The organism is Lutimaribacter degradans (assembly GCF_023703375.1).
Lineage (GTDB): Bacteria > Pseudomonadota > Alphaproteobacteria > Rhodobacterales > Rhodobacteraceae > Lutimaribacter > Lutimaribacter degradans.
The window spans coordinates 44,272-61,885 of record NZ_JAMQGO010000005.1; the positions used below are offsets into that span (position 1 = coordinate 44,272).

20 protein-coding genes, 1 tRNA gene and 1 pseudogene are annotated in these 17,614 nt (G+C 62.1%); 10 read left to right on the forward strand and 12 right to left on the reverse strand.

The window, feature by feature from the left end; translation table 11 throughout:
• Positions 1-17 precede the first annotated feature (17 nt).
• A complete protein-coding gene (locus M8744_RS09360) occupies positions 18-233 on the reverse strand; it encodes a hypothetical protein (RefSeq protein WP_251413975.1) in 216 nt (71 codons plus the stop codon).
• A gap of 99 nt (positions 234-332) precedes the next feature.
• Positions 333-977 carry a pyrimidine 5'-nucleotidase gene (locus M8744_RS09365; protein WP_251413977.1) on the reverse strand — a complete coding sequence of 215 codons (645 nt, stop codon included), beginning with the start codon at positions 975-977 and terminating at the stop codon, positions 333-335.
• Between the two features lie 105 nt (positions 978-1,082).
• On the opposite strand from M8744_RS09365, the gene M8744_RS09370 reads away from it, so the two are divergent.
• Positions 1,083-1,739 (forward strand): GntR family transcriptional regulator, encoded by a 657-nt coding sequence (locus M8744_RS09370; RefSeq protein ID WP_251413980.1) that lies wholly within the window; start codon positions 1,083-1,085, stop codon positions 1,737-1,739.
• Here the strand turns inward: M8744_RS09370 and M8744_RS09375 are convergent.
• Together M8744_RS09375 and carA are read right to left on the reverse strand one after the other, a co-directional pair.
• Positions 1,677-3,518 (reverse strand): glycosyltransferase, encoded by a 1,842-nt coding sequence (locus tag M8744_RS09375; protein WP_251413995.1) that lies wholly within the window; start codon positions 3,516-3,518, stop codon positions 1,677-1,679. The genes M8744_RS09370 and M8744_RS09375 overlap by 63 nt on opposite strands.
• Before the next feature lie 166 nt (positions 3,519-3,684).
• Positions 3,685-4,842 carry a glutamine-hydrolyzing carbamoyl-phosphate synthase small subunit gene (gene carA / locus M8744_RS09380; RefSeq protein ID WP_251414014.1) on the reverse strand — a complete coding sequence of 386 codons (1,158 nt, stop codon included), beginning with the start codon at positions 4,840-4,842 and terminating at the stop codon, positions 3,685-3,687.
• A 138-nt stretch (positions 4,843-4,980) separates the two neighbouring features.
• Between carA and M8744_RS09385 the strand changes: the two genes are divergently transcribed.
• Positions 4,981-5,442, forward strand: a complete 462-nt coding sequence (locus M8744_RS09385) for a GatB/YqeY domain-containing protein (protein WP_251414017.1) — start codon at positions 4,981-4,983, stop codon at positions 5,440-5,442.
• Positions 5,443-5,572: 130 nt separating this feature from the next.
• Here the strand turns inward: M8744_RS09385 and M8744_RS09390 are convergent, their stop codons facing one another.
• The 5 genes and pseudogenes from M8744_RS09390 to M8744_RS09410 form a co-directional block, all read right to left on the reverse strand.
• Positions 5,573-6,079, reverse strand: coding sequence for a DUF2244 domain-containing protein (locus tag M8744_RS09390; RefSeq protein WP_251414021.1), 507 nt, complete (start codon positions 6,077-6,079; stop codon positions 5,573-5,575).
• A gap of 84 nt (positions 6,080-6,163) precedes the next feature.
• Entirely contained in the window at positions 6,164-7,837 is a 1,674-nt protein-coding gene (ctaD, locus tag M8744_RS09395; protein ID WP_251414024.1) for a cytochrome c oxidase subunit I, read from the reverse strand.
• A gap of 348 nt (positions 7,838-8,185) precedes the next feature.
• Positions 8,186-8,596: a c-type cytochrome gene (locus M8744_RS09400; protein WP_251414026.1), complete on the reverse strand. Its 411-nt coding sequence runs from the start codon at positions 8,594-8,596 to the stop codon at positions 8,186-8,188.
• 112 nt (positions 8,597-8,708) lie between these two features.
• A pseudogene (gene lipB / locus M8744_RS09405) lies at positions 8,709-9,368 on the reverse strand (lipoyl(octanoyl) transferase LipB); the annotation flags it as partial.
• 39 nt (positions 9,369-9,407) lie between these two features.
• The gene (locus tag M8744_RS09410; protein WP_251414030.1) at positions 9,408-10,055 is read right to left on the reverse strand and encodes a DsbA family oxidoreductase; all 648 of its coding nucleotides are present in this window, start codon (positions 10,053-10,055) and stop codon (positions 9,408-9,410) included.
• Between the two features lie 325 nt (positions 10,056-10,380).
• On the opposite strand from M8744_RS09410, the gene M8744_RS09415 reads away from it, so the two are divergent.
• Positions 10,381-10,467 (forward strand) — tRNA-Leu (locus M8744_RS09415).
• A gap of 140 nt (positions 10,468-10,607) precedes the next feature.
• Positions 10,608-11,843, forward strand: coding sequence for an acyl-CoA dehydrogenase family protein (locus M8744_RS09420; RefSeq protein ID WP_251414032.1), 1,236 nt, complete (start codon positions 10,608-10,610; stop codon positions 11,841-11,843).
• 69 nt (positions 11,844-11,912) lie between these two features.
• On the opposite strand, the gene M8744_RS09425 is transcribed toward M8744_RS09420, so the two are convergent.
• The 3 genes from M8744_RS09425 to M8744_RS09435 form a co-directional block, all read right to left on the reverse strand.
• A complete protein-coding gene (locus M8744_RS09425; RefSeq protein ID WP_251414034.1) occupies positions 11,913-12,971 on the reverse strand; it encodes a YeeE/YedE family protein in 1,059 nt (352 codons plus the stop codon).
• A 39-nt stretch (positions 12,972-13,010) separates the two neighbouring features.
• Entirely contained in the window at positions 13,011-13,298 is a 288-nt protein-coding gene (locus M8744_RS09430; RefSeq protein ID WP_251414691.1) for an ArsR/SmtB family transcription factor, read from the reverse strand.
• Between the two features lie 145 nt (positions 13,299-13,443).
• Positions 13,444-13,812 (reverse strand): thioredoxin domain-containing protein, encoded by a 369-nt coding sequence (locus tag M8744_RS09435; protein WP_251414036.1) that lies wholly within the window; start codon positions 13,810-13,812, stop codon positions 13,444-13,446.
• A 75-nt stretch (positions 13,813-13,887) separates the two neighbouring features.
• On the opposite strand from M8744_RS09435, the gene M8744_RS09440 reads away from it, so the two are divergent.
• The 6 genes from M8744_RS09440 to soxA all read left to right on the forward strand — a co-directional run bounded on the left by M8744_RS09440 (position 13,888) and on the right by soxA (position 17,545).
• On the forward strand, positions 13,888-14,622 hold the full coding sequence (locus tag M8744_RS09440) for a cytochrome c biogenesis CcdA family protein (RefSeq protein ID WP_251414038.1): 735 nt from the start codon (positions 13,888-13,890) through the stop codon (positions 14,620-14,622).
• 21 nt (positions 14,623-14,643) lie between these two features.
• A complete protein-coding gene (locus tag M8744_RS09445) occupies positions 14,644-15,222 on the forward strand; it encodes a thioredoxin family protein (RefSeq protein WP_251414040.1) in 579 nt (192 codons plus the stop codon).
• 121 nt (positions 15,223-15,343) lie between these two features.
• Positions 15,344-15,823, forward strand: a complete 480-nt coding sequence (gene soxX / locus M8744_RS09450; RefSeq protein ID WP_251414043.1) for a sulfur oxidation c-type cytochrome SoxX — start codon at positions 15,344-15,346, stop codon at positions 15,821-15,823.
• Between the two features lie 36 nt (positions 15,824-15,859).
• Positions 15,860-16,276, forward strand: a complete 417-nt coding sequence (gene soxY, locus M8744_RS09455; protein WP_251414045.1) for a thiosulfate oxidation carrier protein SoxY — start codon at positions 15,860-15,862, stop codon at positions 16,274-16,276.
• Between the two features lie 25 nt (positions 16,277-16,301).
• On the forward strand, positions 16,302-16,631 hold the full coding sequence (soxZ, locus tag M8744_RS09460) for a thiosulfate oxidation carrier complex protein SoxZ (protein ID WP_251414047.1): 330 nt from the start codon (positions 16,302-16,304) through the stop codon (positions 16,629-16,631).
• A 62-nt stretch (positions 16,632-16,693) separates the two neighbouring features.
• The gene (gene soxA / locus M8744_RS09465) at positions 16,694-17,545 is read left to right on the forward strand and encodes a sulfur oxidation c-type cytochrome SoxA (RefSeq protein WP_251414049.1); all 852 of its coding nucleotides are present in this window, start codon (positions 16,694-16,696) and stop codon (positions 17,543-17,545) included.
• Positions 17,546-17,614 lie beyond the last annotated feature (69 nt).

Below are 17,614 nucleotides of genomic sequence, written 5' to 3' on the forward strand. Positions count from 1 at the left end.
CCCGCCGCGCTGACGGGTCAGCCGCGGCTGATCATGATCAGCACGACATACATCACCGGCACCATTGCCAGCGCGGGAATGTAAAGGCCCGGCACGCCCCATTGGGCGATGGCCAGCCCCCAGCCCACCAGCGCCAGAAGCACTGTCAGCAGGATCTTGCGGGCCAGCGCGTCTTCGCTTTTGGTGTCGTTGCGGGGGTCGGACGCGGTGGTTTGGGTGTCGGCAAGTGTCATGATCGGTGTCTCCTGGTTGCGCTGTTGCAACAGTTAACATTCACGATCGCGAATGAAAGATGCAGATTGCCGCAGTGCGACAATGCGCCTGCGCCACGGTTACAATATCTTGGCCAGGAACCCTGACAGGTCGTCCGTGTGGTGATGAATATGGCTGGCCTGAAGGCGCTCTGGTGCCACGTGAACGGTGCGCATGCCCATCTGGTGCGGCGCGGTCAGGTTGCGCGGATCGTCTTCGAACATCGCGGCGCGGTCGGGGGCCAGGCCGTCGCGCTCAAAGATTGCCTGAAAGGCCTCGCGCTCGGGTTTGGGGCGGTAGCCCGCGTCCTCGACCCCATAGATCGCGTCGAACAGGCCCGACAGGCCACGCTGGGCCAGAACCCGTTCGGCATAGGGCGCGCTGCCGTTGGTATAGACGATGCGCCGCCCGGGCAGATCACGGATGCGCGCGGCCAGGTCAGGGTCGGCATCCAGGTGGCGCATGTCGATGTCATGCACCTCGACAAGGTAGGGCTCGGGGTCGATCTGGTGCTCGCGCATCAACCCGGCCAGCGTGGTCCCGTGCGTTTGCCAGTAATGGTGGCGCAAATGGTTTGCCTGGGCATGATCGACGCCCAGATGGTCCATCACGAATTGCGTCATGCGTATCTCGATCTGGTCGAACAGGCGCGCCTGGGGCGGGTAAAGCGTGTTGTCGAGGTCAAAGACCCAATTGTCGACATGGCTGAAGAATTCTCTGGGCATGGGCTCTGCCTACTGCGGCGCGGCGCCGCGCACAAGACACGGCGCTTGATTGCCGGGTGCAGTGAGGGCTACCTTGTCGCGATCGAGCACGGAGACCAGACGGATATGAGCGATCTCAAGACCCCGCAAAAGGATGCCTACAGCCTGATCCTGGACGCGATCGACAGCGGCACCTATCGGCCGGGCGACCGGCTGGTGGAAAGCGAGTTGGCCGACCGGTTCGGGGTGTCACGCACACCGATCCGCGAGGCGTTGCAGCGTCTTGAAACGCAATCCCTGTTGACGCGCGACGGGCGGTCGTTGATCGTGGCGTCGCTGGACCACAACCAGTTGAGCGAACTTTACGTGGTGCGTGCCGAGTTGGAGGGGTTGGCCGCGCGGTTGGCCGCGCGCCATGCCACGGAAGAGGAAATTCGCGTTCTGCGCGACATGGTCGAGGATGATCGCGGCCTGACCGATCAGCCGCAGGCCCTGAGCCGCGCGAACCGCCGGTTTCACAAGCAGATCCACCTGGCCAGCCACAATCGGTACCTGGTGCAGCAGCTTGGGTTGGTGCATCGCTCGATGGCCCTGATGGCCACCACCTCGATCGCGGCCGAGGGGCGCGGGCGCGACACGATAACCGAGCATGACGCCATCGTTGACGCGATTGCCAACCGGAATGAAGAGGTGGCCTATCAAACGCTGAAAGACCACATTTCAAAGGCTTTCGTGACGCGTCTGAAGCTCGATTCTGGCGCTGTCAAATCGGTGGGGGACTAGGCCCCGACTGGGCAGATGCAGCGACAGGCCATGTTCCGTCTTGTCCCAGTAAAAAGGCGCCGTGATCAACTCCCATAGCGCCTTGTATGCGGCGATGCAGCCTAGCGGAAAGTACAAATGCAGGCTGGGCACCCAGGGCCAGAGATGGCGGTGCTCGGCGCCCCGCACGGCATAGATCGCCGCACCCATGGTCAAAAGCTCGACCCCGAGAAACAGTTTTCCCATCATCAGCAGCAAGTCGCGTGACAGCACGTGTTCCATAGGATGCGTGACCCCCAGCGGCATGAGCCAGAACGACCACAACAACGGCGCCAGCAGAAATTGTGACAGCGCGGTGATGAAATGGGTCTGCATGCCAAGGAATTTCCACCACCCCATCTGCCGGATCAGGACACGCGGCCGGCGCATATGCACGATCCAGGTGACCATGTACCCCTTGAGCCAGCGCGAGCGTTGCTTGATCCAGGGCCAGATGCGGCAGTTCGCCTCTTCGCCGGTGGTGGTGTCGATCATTTCCGTGCGATAGCCGTGGCGGGACAGCCGAAAGCCCAGATCGGCGTCCTCGGTCACGTTATGGGCATCCCAGCCGCCCAGTTCCTCCAATGCGTCGCGGCGAAAGAACAGCGTGGTGCCGCCCAGCGGGATGGCAAAGCCCAGCCGCGCCATTCCCGGCAGCATGACGCGAAACCATGTGGCGTATTCGATGGTGAAACAGCGCGCCAGCCAGCTTTGCCGGGGGTTGTAATAATCAAGCACCCCTTGCAGGCAGACCAGGTCGTCAGGCGCTGTCAGGAACCGGGCGGCCACGCGATCGATCTGCTCGGGCGCGGGGGCATCCTCGGCGTCCCAGATCCCGATGATGTCGCCGCGGCAGCAATCCAACGCGTAATTCATCGCCCGCGGCTTGGTGCGCGGCTGACCGTCTGGCACGACGACCATGCGCATCCATGGCGGCAGCGTGACATCGGCTAGCACGTCGCGTGTCAGCGTGTCGGTTTCTTCCAGCACTAGGACCACGTCCAGCAATGCCTTGGGATAGGTCAGGCGCGACAGGCGCTCGACCAGGACTGTGGCCACGTTGCGTTCGCGAAACAGCGGCACCAGTACCGAGACTCGGGGCAGGGGGGCGTTGGTGGGCGGCTGTACTGGCCCGGGGCGGCGCGGGCGCGTCAAGAAGGAGACCAGCGCCGCGGTTTTCTGAAGGGCCGATACGATCAGCGTGAAACAGGCCCAAGTGACCAGCGCCGTCAGGCTTTCGAACGGATAGGCGATCACGAGGGCAAGACAAAGGATGACGGCGACAGCGGTGCAAGCCAGGCGGCGGCGCGGATGCCGGCCCCAGGTGCGGCAGCTTTCCCGCGCCGGAACACGGGCCGACGCAGCGGCAACCAGCACGGATTTTCCGAGCGCGGCGACGGTTTGCTGCACCGTGGCCTCGTCCGTCAGCACGAGGGGGGCGTCAGCCCAAACCCGGGGCAGCGTGTTGCGCACCCGGTCAAGCCGATCAGGCCGGGCGCAAACCAGCAGGCGCTTGCCCGCGCGGTCGCGCGTTGGCAGAAGCGTATGCTTGAGGCAGGTCGCCGGGCCAAGTGCCGCCAGGGCATCGGTATCGACCATGTGCCTGGATTGATCGAACAGACCGACCCCGAGGTGGTCGGCCCGTGCCTGCAACAGCATGTTACCGTCAATGCCATATCCAAGGCGCAACAGGTCCGACAGGTCGGCATCCTGATGTTGCCGGGCCGATTGCGCCCTGAGCAGCACTTGGGGTGAAACCAACCCGCGCCTGCGCAAATGCGACGCGAAACTATACGGCCTGACCGGCTTGTGCGCCGTGAACGGCGTTTGGACGAGTTCTGTCACCCGCTGTTTCCTTCCCTTTTCCCAAGGGGTAAAACAGCAGGGTTAACAGTGGATTAATCGCAATGGGGCCCGACGAACGGCGTCAGGCAGGTTGACGCGTGTTCATGGAAGCGGCGAAGCGTTCGAACAGGTAAAAGCTATCTTGCGGGCCGGGGCTGGCCTCGGGGTGATACTGCACCGAGAAGACCGGGCGATCGGCCACGCGCAGCCCGCAGTTCGAGCCATCGAAAAGCGAAACATGGGTTTCCACGATGCCCTGCGGCAGGCTCTGGCTGTCAACGGCAAAGCCGTGGTTCATGCTTGTGATCTCGACCTTGCCGGTTTCCAGGTCCTTGACCGGGTGGTTGGCGCCATGATGGCCATGGTTCATCTTGACGGTCCGTGCCCCCAGCGCCAGTGCCAGCATCTGGTGGCCAAGGCAGATGCCGAACATGGGCAGATCGGTGCGATCCAGCACGCCGCGGATCATCGGCACGGCGTACGCGCCGGTTGCCGAAGGGTCGCCCGGACCATTCGACAGGAACACGCCGTCGGGCTCATGCGCCAGCACCTCGTCCGCGGTGGCGGTGGCGGGCAGAACGGTCACGTCACAGCCCGCGCTGGCCAAGCAACGCAGGATGTTGCGCTTGGCACCGTAATCTACCGCGACGACCTTGAATTTCGCATCCGTCTGCGGCGCGTAGCCCTGTGGCCAGGCCCACCGCATCTCGTTCCAGCGATAGGATTGTGCACAGGTGACATCCTTGGCCAGGTCCAGCCCTTCGAGCCCGGAAAAGGCGCGGGCGCGGGCAACCAGTGCCTCGACGTCGAACTGGCCATCGGGGTTGTGTTCCAGCGCCACGTGCGGCGCGCCTTGCTGGCGGATGGCACGGGTCAGGCGGCGGGTGTCGACGCCGCCAATGGCGATGCGCCCGCGCCGGGCCAGCCAGTCTGACAGGGGCTCGACCGCGCGCCAGTTGCTTGGTTCGGTCGGATCCCATTTCACCACCATGCCGGCTGCCACCGGATCGGCGGTTTCATCGTCATCGGGGTTCACGCCCACGTTGCCGATATGGGGGAAGGTGAAGGTTACGATCTGGCCGGCGTAGGACGGGTCGGTCATGATTTCCTGGTAGCCGGTCATCGCGGTGTTGAAACACAGCTCGGCCTGGGCCTGACCGGTGGCGCCGAAGCCGCGCCCGTAAAACAGCGTGCCATCTGCAAGGGCAAGGCAGGCGGTGGGGCGGGGTGTCTGCGACATGGGGAATCCTCCGAGCGGCCAAATTGGCGGATACCTATGCCCCTGGCCTCGCCCGGTCAAGGGCGAAGCGCGGTTGTCAGAGAGGGTGTTTGTGCCTATCTCTGACCCTTCAAACGAAGCCAAGGGGATGGCGACGACATGGATATGAGAGAGCGGATCACCGCGGCGCTGAAAAAGGCGATGAAGGAAAGGCAGGCTGACCGATTGTCGACGCTGCGCCTGATCAACGCGGCGATCAAGGATCGCGATATTGCCGCGCGCGGCGATGGCGAAGAGGGCGGTGTCAGCGATGCGGACGTGCTTGCCATACTTGGCAAGATGGCCAAGCAGCGCCAGGAAAGCGCGCGCGCCTACGAAGAAGGCGGGCGGCTGGACCTGGCCGAGCGCGAGCGCGCCGAGATCGAGGTGATCGAAGAGTTCCTGCCCCGGCAGTTGAGCGACAAGGAAGTGCGCGCCGCGATAGATGCGGCAATCACCAACATCGGCGCAACGTCTATCCGCGACATGGGCAAGGTGATGGGGGCCCTGAAAGAAAAATATACCGGCAGGATGGATTTCGGTGCGGTCGGCCCCATGGTGAAAGACCGGTTGAGCACCTGACGCAATGACCTTTGCAAGGATGCCCCGCCCGGCCTGTGCCGTGGCGGGGTTTTTCGTGCCTGCGGGACCGGGATGCAGCACTGTCGGCCCAAGCCTACCAGAAGGTCAGTCGGCCAGTCGCGCGCGGTCGTCAGCCATCCGGGCCATGGGCCGCGCGGGTTTCGCTGAGCGCGCTCGCCAGTTCCCCATAAAGGCTGCGGCGCTCTTCCTCTGACAGGAAGGCGCCGATTTCAACCGTGCGCCCGTTGCCCTTGAGCGTCACGTAATAGGGCACAGGGCCGCCGGTTTGGTGCATCTCGGCGCGCACCCAATAGCTGTTGGCCTGCCATTCCTTTTGGGCCACCTTGTGCGCGCTGCGGCTGAGATGGATCGTTTCTGGATCGAGCGTGAGCACCTCAAGTATCTCGCCATCGCGATAGCTGCGTTCCAGCGCCCACCAGATGCCACCCACGGCCAGCAGCATGAAGGGCAGTATCCCCCACAGAACGAAGGTACCGAGCAGCGGATAAAGCGGAATCGTGATCAGCGTGAAGGTGCCCAGGATGAAGGCGGCGAAACCGCGTCGCGGCAGCGAGCGGTGCGGCCAGAGTTCAAGCCGGCGCGCGGTCGGGGTTTGGACGGTCCAGCGATAGGGCATGATGTCTGGCTTGTTTGCGGCAGAAAATGGAAGGGCCCGGACGATCTGTCCGGGCCCCGATCCGTGTGGTTCAGAGCGTGGCCCTTAGTGGGCGTGCCCCTTGTCCCAGTCTTCCTGCTTGGGCAGTTGCTCGAACGTGTGTTCGGGCGGAGGGCTGGGCAGGGTCCATTCCAGCGTGTCGGCGTATTCGTTCCACGGGTTCGCCTCGGTGGCGCGGGCGCCGCGCAGCAGCGAGTAGATGATCACACCGAAGAAGAACACGAAGGATGCGAAGCTGATGAAAGCCCCGATCGACGACCAGTAGTTCCAGACCGCGAAGGCCTCGGGATAGTCGATGTAGCGGCGCGGCATGCCCTGACGGCCCAGGAAGTGCTGGGGGAAGAATGTCAGGTTTGCGCCGATGAAGAACGCCCAGAAGTGCAGCTTGCCCGCCCATTCCGGATACATCCGGCCTGTCATCTTCGGGAAGTAGAAGTAGACGCCCGCGAAGATGGCAAAGACGGCGCCCAGCGACATCACGTAGTGGAAGTGCGCCACAACGTAGTAGGTGTCGTGATAGGCACGGTCAACACCCGCCTGGCTGAGCACCACGCCGGTCACGCCGCCGACGGTGAACAGGAACAGGAAGCCAAAGGCCCAGAGCATCGGTGTCTTGAATTCGATCGAGCCGCCCCACATCGTCGCGATCCAGCTGAAGATCTTGACGCCGGTCGGGACCGCGATGACCATCGTGGCCAGCATGAAGTAGGATTGCTGGGTCAGCGACATGCCCACCGTGTACATGTGGTGTGCCCACACGATGAACCCGAGAAAGCCGATGGCGATGAGGGCCCAGACCATCGGCAGGTAGCCGAAGATCGGTTTGCGGCTGAACGTGGCGACAACGTGAGAGATGATGCCAAAGCCAGGCAGGATGACGATGTAAACCTCGGGGTGACCAAAGAACCACAGGATGTGCTGGTAAAGAACCGGGTCGCCGCCACCTGCCGGGTCGAAGAAGGTGGTGCCGAAGTTCCGGTCGGTCAGCAGCATCGTGATCGCGCCTGCCAGAACCGGCAGTGCCAGCAGGATCATCCAGGCGGTGACAAAGATCGACCACGAGAACAGCGGCACCTTGAACAGGGTCATGCCCGGCGCGCGCATGTTCAGGAACGTGGTGATCATGTTGATCGCGCCGAGGATCGAGGAGGCACCCGAGACGTGGACGGCGAAGATCGCCAGGTCCATCGACATGCCGCCCTCGTTGACGCTGAGCGGCGGGTAAAGCACCCAGCCGACGCCCGAGCCAAGCTGGTCATTGCCACCGGGGGCAAGCAGCGAGGCCACGCCCAGCGACGTGCCCGCAACGAACAACCAGTAGCTGAGGTTGTTCATCCGAGGGAAAGCCATGTCCGGCGCGCCGATCTGCAGCGGCATGAAGTAGTTGCCGAAGCCGCCGAACAATGCCGGGATCACCACGAAGAACATCATCAGGACACCGTGATAGGTGATCATCACGTTCCAGAGGTGCCCGTTGGGGGTGCATTCGCCAGCGGCGGCCGCGGTAAAGCGTGCGCCTTCGAGGCACATGTATTGCACGCCGGGCTCCATGAGCTCCAAGCGCATGTAAACGGTGAAAAGCACCGAGACCAGGCCGACAATCGCCGACGTGATCAGGTACAGAATCCCGATGTCCTTGTGGTTGGTCGACATGAACCAGCGGGTGAAGAAACCGCGCTGATCTTCATGGTCGTGGCCGTGAATGGCTGCGTCTGCCATTGTCTGCCTCCTGTTGTGTCCCTTGGTATGCGGCGGAATCCCGACGCACGGCTATCCATTCGCGTTTTAGAATGACTGGTGGGCACCGGCAATGGCGTTGTTTGATCCAGATCAAAATTAATTGTCGCACCCCCCCCCCCGCTTGGCCAAGGCAGGCGGGGCCGGGAATTCACGCGCCGACGTGGCGCTTGCCGGGGCCGGGATCGTTACGGGTCATGCCTTGTGCGGCCGGTACACAGGCGCGGGATGCGTCGGGCGATCGCCCGAAAGGCAAACGGCCGCGCAGGGGTGCCGCGCGGCCGCATTGCATTTCGGTTGAACTATGGGCGCAGGCAACGCGCCCTCGGGTTACTCGGCGTCCGAGAAGGTCGCGAGATAGGCCGCGACATCCTCGCCACCCCTGCGCAGCTTGAACGTCATCTTGGACTGGTTCGGATAGCCCTGCGCATCCAGCCATGCCCTTGGGTCAGCCACGTATTCTGCGATCGCTTCGGCCGTCCAGACGAACTCGTCCTCGGCGGCGGCTTCAAGGCCGTTGCCGTAGCGGAAACCCTCGACCGAGCCGGCCACGCGCCCCACGATGCCGTGCAGGTTCGGGCCAGTGCGGCCACCCTTGACGATCTCGGTGCCGTCATCGGCCACGATCATGTGGCAGGCCTTGCATTTGCGGAATTCCTTTTCGCCCTCGGCTGCGTCACCCTCGGCGAAGGCAGGAGCGGCAAGCGCCATGAAGGCTGCGGCTGTCAGAAACTTGTTCATGTATTCTGGTCTCCAGTTGGTTGGTCTCGCATTGTATGCACAAATATGATGGTTTGTCGGCAAGGCAATGTGATCTTTCGGCGCACCTTTTCGTGACGCCCTGCACGGATCGTCATCGATCCGTCGAAAAGACGCGGGTAAAACTGCGCTTCAGCGCCAGGTCGATGTCATCCATCGTCACGGGCAAGCCCAGGTCGACAAGGCTGGTCACGCCATGATCGGTGATGCCGCAGGGCACGATGCCGTCGAAATGGCGCAGGTCGGGATCGACATTTATCGAAATGCCGTGAAAGCTGATCCACTTGCGCAGGCGTATGCCGATGGCCGCGATCTTGTCCTCGGTCACCTGGCCATCCGCGCCAAGCGGCTTTTCGGGGCGGGGCACCCAGACGCCCACGCGGCCTTCGCGAATCTCGCCTGTCACGTTGAACTCGGCCAGGGTGGCGATCACCCAGGCTTCAAGCTGCTGCACAAACCGGCGCACGTCATGGCCGCGTTGTCCGACGTTCAGCATCACGTATACCACGCGTTGCCCCGGCCCGTGATACGTATACTGGCCGCCGCGTTTACTGGGGTAGACCGGGAACCTGTCGGGATCGACCAGATCGGCGGGTTTCGCGCTGGTGCCAGCGGTATAGAGCGGCGGATGCTCCAGCAGCCAGATCGCCTCGTCCGCGGTGCCCGCGGCAACGGCGGCGGCGCGCTCCTCCATCACCCGGCAGGCGTGGTCATAATCGGTCAATCCGTCAGAGATGATCCATTCCACCATGCTGCGCGCTTTAGACCGAAGACCCGCGAAAGAAAAGGCGGATCAGGCGGGCTCGGCCACAAGCTGGTGCAGGATATGGGCATACCCCTCGGGCCCCTGTGCGCCGGTGACAAGGTATTGCTGCGCGAACACCATGGCCGGCACGCCGGTGATGCCCTGCTGTTGCCAGAAAGCCTGTTTGCGCCGTACGGCGTCGGCGTGGCGGCCCTCGTGCAGCGCGGCTTCGGCATCGCTGGCATCCAGTCCCAGCGTTTCGGCGATGCCGGCCAGCGTGGCGATGTCATCGACATTCAACCCGGCGCTGAAATGCGCCGCGAACAGCGCCAGTTTCATATCGTGTTGCGCGTCATTGCCCTCGGCCCAGTCTATCAATTGATGCGCGCGGAACGAGTTGCGCATGCGCGTCCCCGGGGCAAAGGCGAAATCAATGCCCAAAGCCGCCCCCCGCTGTTTCAGAACCGCGCGGTTCTCCGCGCTTTGTTCCTGGGTGATGCCGTATTTGCGCATTATATGGGCGGTCATTTCTTCGCCATCGGGGCCCATGTCGGGGTTGAGTTCGAACGGGTGCCAGCGCAACCCCAATGTCACCCCCGTTTGCGCGGCGGCGGCCTCGAGCTCTTTGTAACCGATGATGCACCAAGGGCACATGATATCAGACACGATGTCGACACGGATTTGCGGCATGGTCATTGACGGTCCTTTCCTTTGGGCAACGGCGCGGCCCGGCACGGGGTGGGCACGAAAGCGCGGCGGACGGTGCCGCACCCACCAGGCCAGCCCCATCACCCGAATATATAGGCGGTTTAACCGAAAATGACATGCCCCGGCGCCGGGTGCATGGCGCGGGCACGGGGTGCTGCGCATGCGCGACTGTCGATGTGGCCCCGCAGCCGGCGCCTGGCGTGCCACCCGGGTCAGCCGCGCGGCACGGGAAAATTTCGGCATGAAGGGGCCGTTTTGGGCCTTCACAACGCCGCGCCGCTCGTCTATACGCCCGCTCACCAAGTCAAGGTCTGCGGCCGTGGCGGAATTGGTAGACGCGCAGCGTTGAGGTCGCTGTGAGGTAACACTCGTGCGAGTTCGAGTCTCGCCGGCCGCACCACATTCCCCTTTGTTCCGGTCTGCCAGTTGTTGTGACGTCCCGTCGCGCGGCTTGGAGCTTTTCATCCTGACCGCGACGTGCTGATATGGCTGCGAAATCAAATTTCGCAGGTTGGAACGGTCTGAGGGAGGAGCTGATCTATGGACATGAATTTCGGGATGCGCGAGGAAAACCGCAAGCTGCTGGCCCGCGTGGCAGAGATGATCCGCAGCGAGATCGCGCCGCTGGCCGAAGAATACGAGCAAGAGGTGGCCAAGGGCGATCGCTGGGCCTTTACCGAGCGGCAGACAGAGATCCTGGAAGGCCTCAAGACCAAGGCCAAGGCCGATGGTCTGTGGAATTTCTGGCTGACCGACAGCGACCGGGGCTTTGGCCTGACCACGGTGGAATATGCCTATTTCGCCGAAGAAATGGGCCGCACGCCGCTTGGCGCCGAGGTGTTCAACTGTTCGGCCCCCGACACCGGCAACATGGAAGTGTTCGAACGCTACGGCAACGAAAAGATGAAGGAAGAATGGCTGGCGCCGCTGCTCGAGGGCAAGATTCGCTCGGCCTACCTGATGACCGAGCCGGACGTGGCCAGTTCCGACGCCACGAATGTTTCGATGTCCTGCGTGCGCGATGGCGATCATTACGTGCTGAACGGCGAGAAATGGTGGGCCTCGGGCGCGGGCGACCCGCGTTGCAAGGTCTATATCGTCATGGTCAAGACCGGCGGTGACGACGCGCCGAAACACCAGCGCCACTCGATGATCGTTGTGCCTGCCGACACCCCCGGCATCGAAAAGCTGCGCGCGATGGAGGTTTACGGCCATGACGACGCGCCGCACGGGCACATGCATATGCGATTCACGGATGTTCGGGTGCCTGCGGAAAACCTGCTACTGGGCGAGGGGCGTGGTTTTGAAATCTCGCAGGGTCGGCTTGGGCCGGGGCGTATCCATCACTGCATGCGGGCCATCGGCCAAGCCGAATCTGCGCTGGAACTGATGTGCAAGCGGTCGCTTGAGCGCGAGGCCTTTGGCAAACCGTTGGCGCAGCTTGGGGCCAATTTCGACATCATCGCGGAATGCCGGATGGAGATCGAACAGGCACGCTTGCTGTGCCTGAAGGCTGCCTGGTACATGGACCAGGGCGACGCGCGCGCCGCGGCGCCGTGGATTTCCATGATCAAGACGGTGGCGCCGCGTATGGCGTTGAAGGTGATCGATGAGGCCGTGCAGTTGCATGGCGGCCAGGGCATCAGCCAGGACACGCCGCTGGCGCATAAATGGACGCAGGTGCGCACCCTGCGCCTTGCCGACGGGCCCGACGCGGTGCACCGCCGCCAGATCGCCCGGACCGAGCTGAAGAAATACACGCAGATGAAGATATGAACCGTTTCAAAGCTGCGAAACGCGAAAAAGGGGCCAGGCGGGCCCCTTTTTCATGCGTGGATTGCGGGTTTATTCCGCCGGCTGGAACCCTTCGATCAGTTGCCGCAGGCCAAGCGCCGCGCCCGCGATGATCGAGGCAAAGACAAGCGGTGCCGAAAAGGCCAGCATCGAAAAGGCCGACAGCCCCTGGCCGATTGTGCAGCCCAATGCCAGCACGGCCCCGGCGCCCATCAGGGCGGCGCCGATGATCTGGCGGCGCAGTTCGCGCGGGTCTTCGCAGGCTTCCCAACGGAAATGCCCCTTGATGAGCGAGCCGATAAAGGCCCCGACCGCAACCCCCGTGACCGACCCCACCGCGAAAGACGGCGCGCGCGCCGAGCCGGTCATGGCGAAAAGCAAGGTTTCGCCCACGGGCGCGGAAAAGCTGTGCGACACCACGGGCATGGGCGTGAAGCCGTTGCTGGCCACCCAATAGCTTCCGGCCCAGCCGCTGACCACGGCGATTCCCACGATCGCGGCCCAGAAGATCGATTGCGGGCTGGCCAGGATGCTGCGCGAGGACAGTGCGCCGATGGTCACGACCGCGCCGATGGCCAGGCCGATGGCCGAAACCGAGATGCCGGTCCATTCGTGCAGCAGATGCGCCAGGCCCGGGGGCATGTCATTGACCACGTCGGCCTGGGGAAAAGCCCAGACGCGCAGCGTGGCCAGCGGCCCAGACAGCACAAGGTAGGCCGAAACCCCCATGATCACCACGATCACGAAGGCGCGGAAATCGCCGCCGCCCGCCCGCGCGATCGAGCCGAAGCCGCAATTGCCCGCCAGAGCCATGCCGTAGCCGAACATGAGCCCGCCCAGGACGGCCGCGACGGGCATCCAGCGGATCGACAGGTAATACGACGTTTCAAGCTCGAGCACGCCGATAGCGGCCAGCCCGAACGTGCCAAGGATGGCGACGCCGATGGCCAGTATCCACATGCGCATGCGCAGGTCCGATCCGCCGTAAAGCATGTCCTCTATAGCGCCCATGGTGCAAAACCGGCCCAGCCGGGCGGCCAGGCCCAACAGGATGCCGCCACCCAGCCCGACCAGGGCTACGAGCGCTTCGTCTGAAATCCATTCAAGCATTGTGTCCTCCTGGTCTACGGTGGCGCGTGACGGTCGCGGTCACTCGCAAAACAGGTCGTAGACCAGTTCCAGTATACGTTTTGGACGGTCGTCTGCCAAACGATAATAGATTGCCTTGCCTTCGCGTCGGGGGATCACCAGACCCTCGAGGCGCAGGCGCGAAAGTTGCTGACTGACCGCGGCCTGTCGGGCGGAAAGCAGCTCTTCAAGTTCTGTAACGGATTTCTCGCCCGAGACGAGGTGGCACAGGATAAGAAGTCGGCCTTCGTGGCTTACGGCCTTGAGAAAGTTCGAAGCAGTCGTGGCATTGCCCATGATGCGGTCCATCTCGCTGTCCGAGATGCCTTCATCGAAAACCGGTAGGCTCACCTGTCTTCCCCTCTACTTTTCCCTGCCGCCTTGTGCTCCCCAGCGACCCTGTGTTCTTGTCCGCATACGCCAGTGCCCGGCGCGGGCATGGCCGATGCGGAGATCAATTCGATCCGGTATACCCGGCTTCCTCGGTCAGCAACCGATGCAGCATCCCCCAAAAGAAATCCTCTCCCGGGTGCCCCTCGATCCGGCCCAGTTCTTCCCCATCATCCACCAGAACGAATGTCGGGGTAAAGACGACACGGCCATCGAAACTGACATCGTCGGGAGGCGTGTCGGAAATGTCGATCATGCGCAATGGCGCGAATTGCCCCATCTCGGTGTTGGGGTAGGCGGGGCCGATATCTTCTTTCCAGGCAATACAGTAATGACAGCCCTTCTGTTCGACCATTATCAATTCGACTGCCATGGCCGGCGTGGCAAGGCCCGAGGCAAGCAAAACACCGGCCAAAAAATTCCTGATCGTCATGACGCATCCAATTGACTACAACGGTATACACAACTTAATCTGAATATGTGAATTTCTCAAGGAGAGTATGGTCAAATGGATGTCACGTTCGCGGGTGCGGCCTTGGCCGGTTTTTTGGCATTCTTCACCCCATGCATCCTGCCCATGGTGCCGTTCTACCTTAGCTACATGGCCGGCCTGTCCATGACCGAACTGCGCGGCGAGGGCGAGATTGCGCCCGGTGCGCAGCGGCGGCTTTTCCTGTCGGCGGTGTTTTTCGCGCTTGGCGTGACCAGCATCTTCATGCTGATGGGAATGGGCGCGACGGCCTTGGGCCAGGTGTTTCGTGATTGGTTCGACGTGTTGCGGTACGCTGCGGCGGCGCTGATTTTCGTGTTCGGCCTGCATTTTCTGGGCGTGATCCGCATCGGCATCTTTTACCGAGAGGCGCGCATGGAATCCAAGATGGACCCAAGCTCGGTGATCGGGGCCTATGTGATGGGGCTGGCCTTCGGCTTTGGCTGGTCGGCCTGCGTGGGCCCTGTGCTGGCCACGATCCTGATGATCGCCAGCGGCATGGGCGAGGTTTGGCGCGGGGGGCTTTTGCTGGCGCTTTTCGGAATCGGCATGACCGCACCCTTTGTCGTCGCCGCGCTGTTCGCGCGCCCGTTCCTGAATTGGGTGCAGCGCAACCGCAAGTACCAGCCCTATGTCGAAAAGGTGCTGGGCGTGATGCTGGTCGTTTTCGCAATTCTTATTGCAACAGGCATGATCAACGAGATTGCGAACTGGATGATCGACACCTTCCCCGTGTTTTCGCGACTCGGGTGAAGCCGATAAAGGGAGGAAGCTATGAAGAAACTGATACTGGGCCTTTGGGCCATCATGTTCGCCCTGCCGGTATGGGCGGCCGAATTGGGCGATGACGGGCTGCACAAGCAGCCGTGGATGCGCGACACCTTCAAGGATCTGCGCGATGACCTGGCCGAGGCCAATGCCGAGGGCAAGCGGCTGGTGCTGATGATGGAGCAGCGCGGCTGCATCTACTGCAAGAAGATGCATGAAGAGGTGTACCCGCGCGAAGATATCTCGACCTATATCGACGAGAATTTCTTTGTCGTGCAACTCAACCTGCATGGCGACACGGAAATGGTGGATCTGGACGGTGAGGCGCTGAGCGAAAAGGCCGCCGCGCGCAAATGGGGGATTCTCTTTACGCCAACCGTCATCTTCCTGCCCGAAGAGGTGCCCGAGGGCATGACGGCGCAGGATGCAGCCGTTGCAATCATGCCGGGCGCCTTCGGTGCGCAGACCGCCTACGACATGTTCGTATGGGTGAACGAGAAACGGTACGAGCTTGATAACGGGGAAGATTTCCAGCGTTATCACGCAAGAAAAATTCAAGAGCGCCAACAGCAAGGTAACGATTGATCGCAAGGTCTGGAAAATCAATAATTCATAATTGTGAATTTGATGTTGCCAATACGGGGCTTGGTAAACTACGGTATACCGAGCCAACTCGGTCACAAGAGCTGAAGCCACGGGAGGAATCATGAAGCTTGCAACATTGACACTGGCGGCAACGCTGGTAACCGGCGCCGCATTTGCCGCTGAGATCGCACCAAGCGATGTCCAGTTCGACGAATACGGTGCTGTCGACCAATCGCTTACCGGAACGCCCGGAAACCCCGAAGAAGGGGAAAAGATCATGACCAATCGCGGTCTGGGCAACTGTGTTGCCTGCCACGAGGTCAGCGCATTGGATTATGCAGCCTTCCAAGGCAATGTCGGACCCAGCCTTGACGGTGTGGCCGATCGCTGGAACGAAGCGGAACTGCGCGGAATTCTGGTTAATGCCAAGAAAACTTATGATGGGACTGTGATGCCGTCCTACTACCGTGTCGACGGTTTTGTCCGCCCGGGCAACGCCTACACGGGCAAGGCGGCTGACGATTCGTTCGGCCCGCTGCTGACTGCGCAGCAGGTCGAGGATGTTGTCGCGTTCTTGGGCACTCTGGAATACGAAGAGTGACCAGGGCGCTGTACCAAACCACTGAGGAGTAGAAACATGGACTTTACACGTCGCGATACGCTGGCCCTGGGTGCCGGTGCTGTTGCCCTGACCGTGCTGCCGTTCCGCGTGAACGCGGCGGGCGAGGATGCCATCGCCGAGTTCACCGGCGGTGCTGACGTCGCCGAAGGCGGGGTCAACCTGGACGCGCCCGAGATCGCCGAGAACGGCAACACCGTTCCGATTTCGGTTTCCGCCGAGGGCGCGAGCGCCATCATGGTGCTGGCCATGGGCAACCCGACCCCGGGTGTGGCGACCTTCAACTTTGGTGAGCTGGCCGGCAGCCAGTTCGCATCGACCCGCATTCGCCTTGCCGGCACGCAGGACGTGGTGGCGATCGCAAAGCTGGCCGACGGCAGCTTTGCCAAGGCAACCAAGAACGTCAAAGTGACAATCGGCGGCTGCGGCGGCTGATCCCGAATTTCAAGGAGATACGATAATGGCAGATGGTGTTAGGCCCCGCGTAAAGGCACCCCGTTCGGCTGAGGCCGGCGAGGTTGTCACGATCAAGACCCTGATCAGCCACAAGATGGAATCGGGTCAGCGCAAGAACAAGGATGGCTCGGTCATCCCGCGTTCGATCATCAATCGCTTCACCTGCGAGTTCAATGGCACATCCGTCCTCGACGTGAAGATGGAGCCGGCGATCTCGACCAACCCCTACTTCGAATTCGAAGCCACGATTCCCGAAGCCGGTGACATGAAGTTCACCTGGTACGATGATGACGGCTCGGTCTACGAAGACACCAAGACCATCAAGGTCGGTTAAATAAAAGAAACGGCCCTGTCCTCGCTAACCGGGGGCAGGGTTCGCCCATGGGAGGACGCTAAATGAAATTCAAGGCACTGACGGCCATCGCAGCACTGATGGTCGCGGCACCCGCACTCACCTTTGCCGATCCCGACGATGACACGCTGGTCATCGAAGGACAGGAAATGGTGACCAAGACGGATTTGCCCGCGCATATGGAAGACGCCAACATGGACATGATCATGTCGGGTTGGCACTTTCGGTCGGACGAAACCCAGGCTCTGCAAATGGACGATTTCGACAATCCCGGCATGATCTTCGTCGATCAGGCGCTGGATAACTGGGAAAGCGTCGAAGGCTCCGCTGGCAAGTCCTGTGCGTCCTGCCACGAGGGGCCCGAAAGCCTGGCTGGTGTGCGCGCCACCTATCCTAAGTGGAACGAAGACGCCGGCGAAGTGCGCACCATTGCCATGCAGGTAAACAGCTGCCGCACGGAAAACATGGGCGCCGAGCCTTATAAATATGACAGCACGCAGATGGCCGCGATGGAGGCGTTGATCACGCTGCAGTCGCGCGGCATGCCTGTTGATGTTGCGATTGATGGCCCGGCTGCCGAAACTTGGGAAAAGGGCCAGGAAATCTATTACACCCGTTACGGCCAGCTGGAGCTGAGCTGCGCGTCCTGCCATGAAGAGAATTATGGCAACATGATCCGCGCCGACCACCTGAGCCAGGGTCAGATCAACGGTTTCCCGACCTATCGCCTGAAGAACGCCAAGCTGAACACTGTGCATGGCCGTTTCAAGGGCTGCGTGCGTGACACGCGCGCCGAAACCTTCAGCCCCGGCAGCCCCGAATTCGTGGCGTTGGAGCTTTATGTCGCGTCCCGCGGCAACGGTCTGTCGGTCGAAGGACCGTCGGTTCGTAACTAAAAACCTGAACCCCGCGTGTGTCCCTTCGGGCAGACGCGGGGTTTGTTCTTGATGACTTATTCACATATG

Excerpts from the sequence above, each read along its gene's own strand:
- M8744_RS09400 (WP_251414026.1), bottom strand. The coding sequence starts at position 8,596 with ATGAACAAGTTTCTGACAGCCGCAGCCTTCATGGCGCTTGCCGCTCCT.
- M8744_RS09420 (WP_251414032.1), top strand. The coding sequence starts at position 10,608 with ATGGACATGAATTTCGGGATGCGCGAGGAAAACCGCAAGCTGCTGGCC.
- M8744_RS09365 (WP_251413977.1), bottom strand. The coding sequence starts at position 977 with ATGCCCAGAGAATTCTTCAGCCATGTCGACAATTGGGTCTTTGACCTC.
- M8744_RS09390 (WP_251414021.1), bottom strand. The coding sequence starts at position 6,079 with ATGCCCTATCGCTGGACCGTCCAAACCCCGACCGCGCGCCGGCTTGAA.
- soxZ (WP_251414047.1), top strand. The coding sequence starts at position 16,302 with ATGGCAGATGGTGTTAGGCCCCGCGTAAAGGCACCCCGTTCGGCTGAG.
- M8744_RS09410 (WP_251414030.1), bottom strand. The coding sequence starts at position 10,055 with ATGACCATGCCGCAAATCCGTGTCGACATCGTGTCTGATATCATGTGC.
- soxA (WP_251414049.1), top strand. The coding sequence starts at position 16,694 with ATGAAATTCAAGGCACTGACGGCCATCGCAGCACTGATGGTCGCGGCA.
- ctaD (WP_251414024.1), bottom strand. The coding sequence starts at position 7,837 with ATGGCAGACGCAGCCATTCACGGCCACGACCATGAAGATCAGCGCGGT.
- soxY (WP_251414045.1), top strand. The coding sequence starts at position 15,860 with ATGGACTTTACACGTCGCGATACGCTGGCCCTGGGTGCCGGTGCTGTT.
- M8744_RS09440 (WP_251414038.1), top strand. The coding sequence starts at position 13,888 with ATGGATGTCACGTTCGCGGGTGCGGCCTTGGCCGGTTTTTTGGCATTC.
- M8744_RS09370 (WP_251413980.1), top strand. The coding sequence starts at position 1,083 with ATGAGCGATCTCAAGACCCCGCAAAAGGATGCCTACAGCCTGATCCTG.
- carA (WP_251414014.1), bottom strand. The coding sequence starts at position 4,842 with ATGTCGCAGACACCCCGCCCCACCGCCTGCCTTGCCCTTGCAGATGGC.
- M8744_RS09445 (WP_251414040.1), top strand. The coding sequence starts at position 14,644 with ATGAAGAAACTGATACTGGGCCTTTGGGCCATCATGTTCGCCCTGCCG.
- M8744_RS09360 (WP_251413975.1), bottom strand. The coding sequence starts at position 233 with ATGACACTTGCCGACACCCAAACCACCGCGTCCGACCCCCGCAACGAC.
- M8744_RS09385 (WP_251414017.1), top strand. The coding sequence starts at position 4,981 with ATGGATATGAGAGAGCGGATCACCGCGGCGCTGAAAAAGGCGATGAAG.
- M8744_RS09435 (WP_251414036.1), bottom strand. The coding sequence starts at position 13,812 with ATGACGATCAGGAATTTTTTGGCCGGTGTTTTGCTTGCCTCGGGCCTT.
- M8744_RS09425 (WP_251414034.1), bottom strand. The coding sequence starts at position 12,971 with ATGCTTGAATGGATTTCAGACGAAGCGCTCGTAGCCCTGGTCGGGCTG.
- soxX (WP_251414043.1), top strand. The coding sequence starts at position 15,344 with ATGAAGCTTGCAACATTGACACTGGCGGCAACGCTGGTAACCGGCGCC.
- M8744_RS09430 (WP_251414691.1), bottom strand. The coding sequence starts at position 13,298 with ATGGACCGCATCATGGGCAATGCCACGACTGCTTCGAACTTTCTCAAG.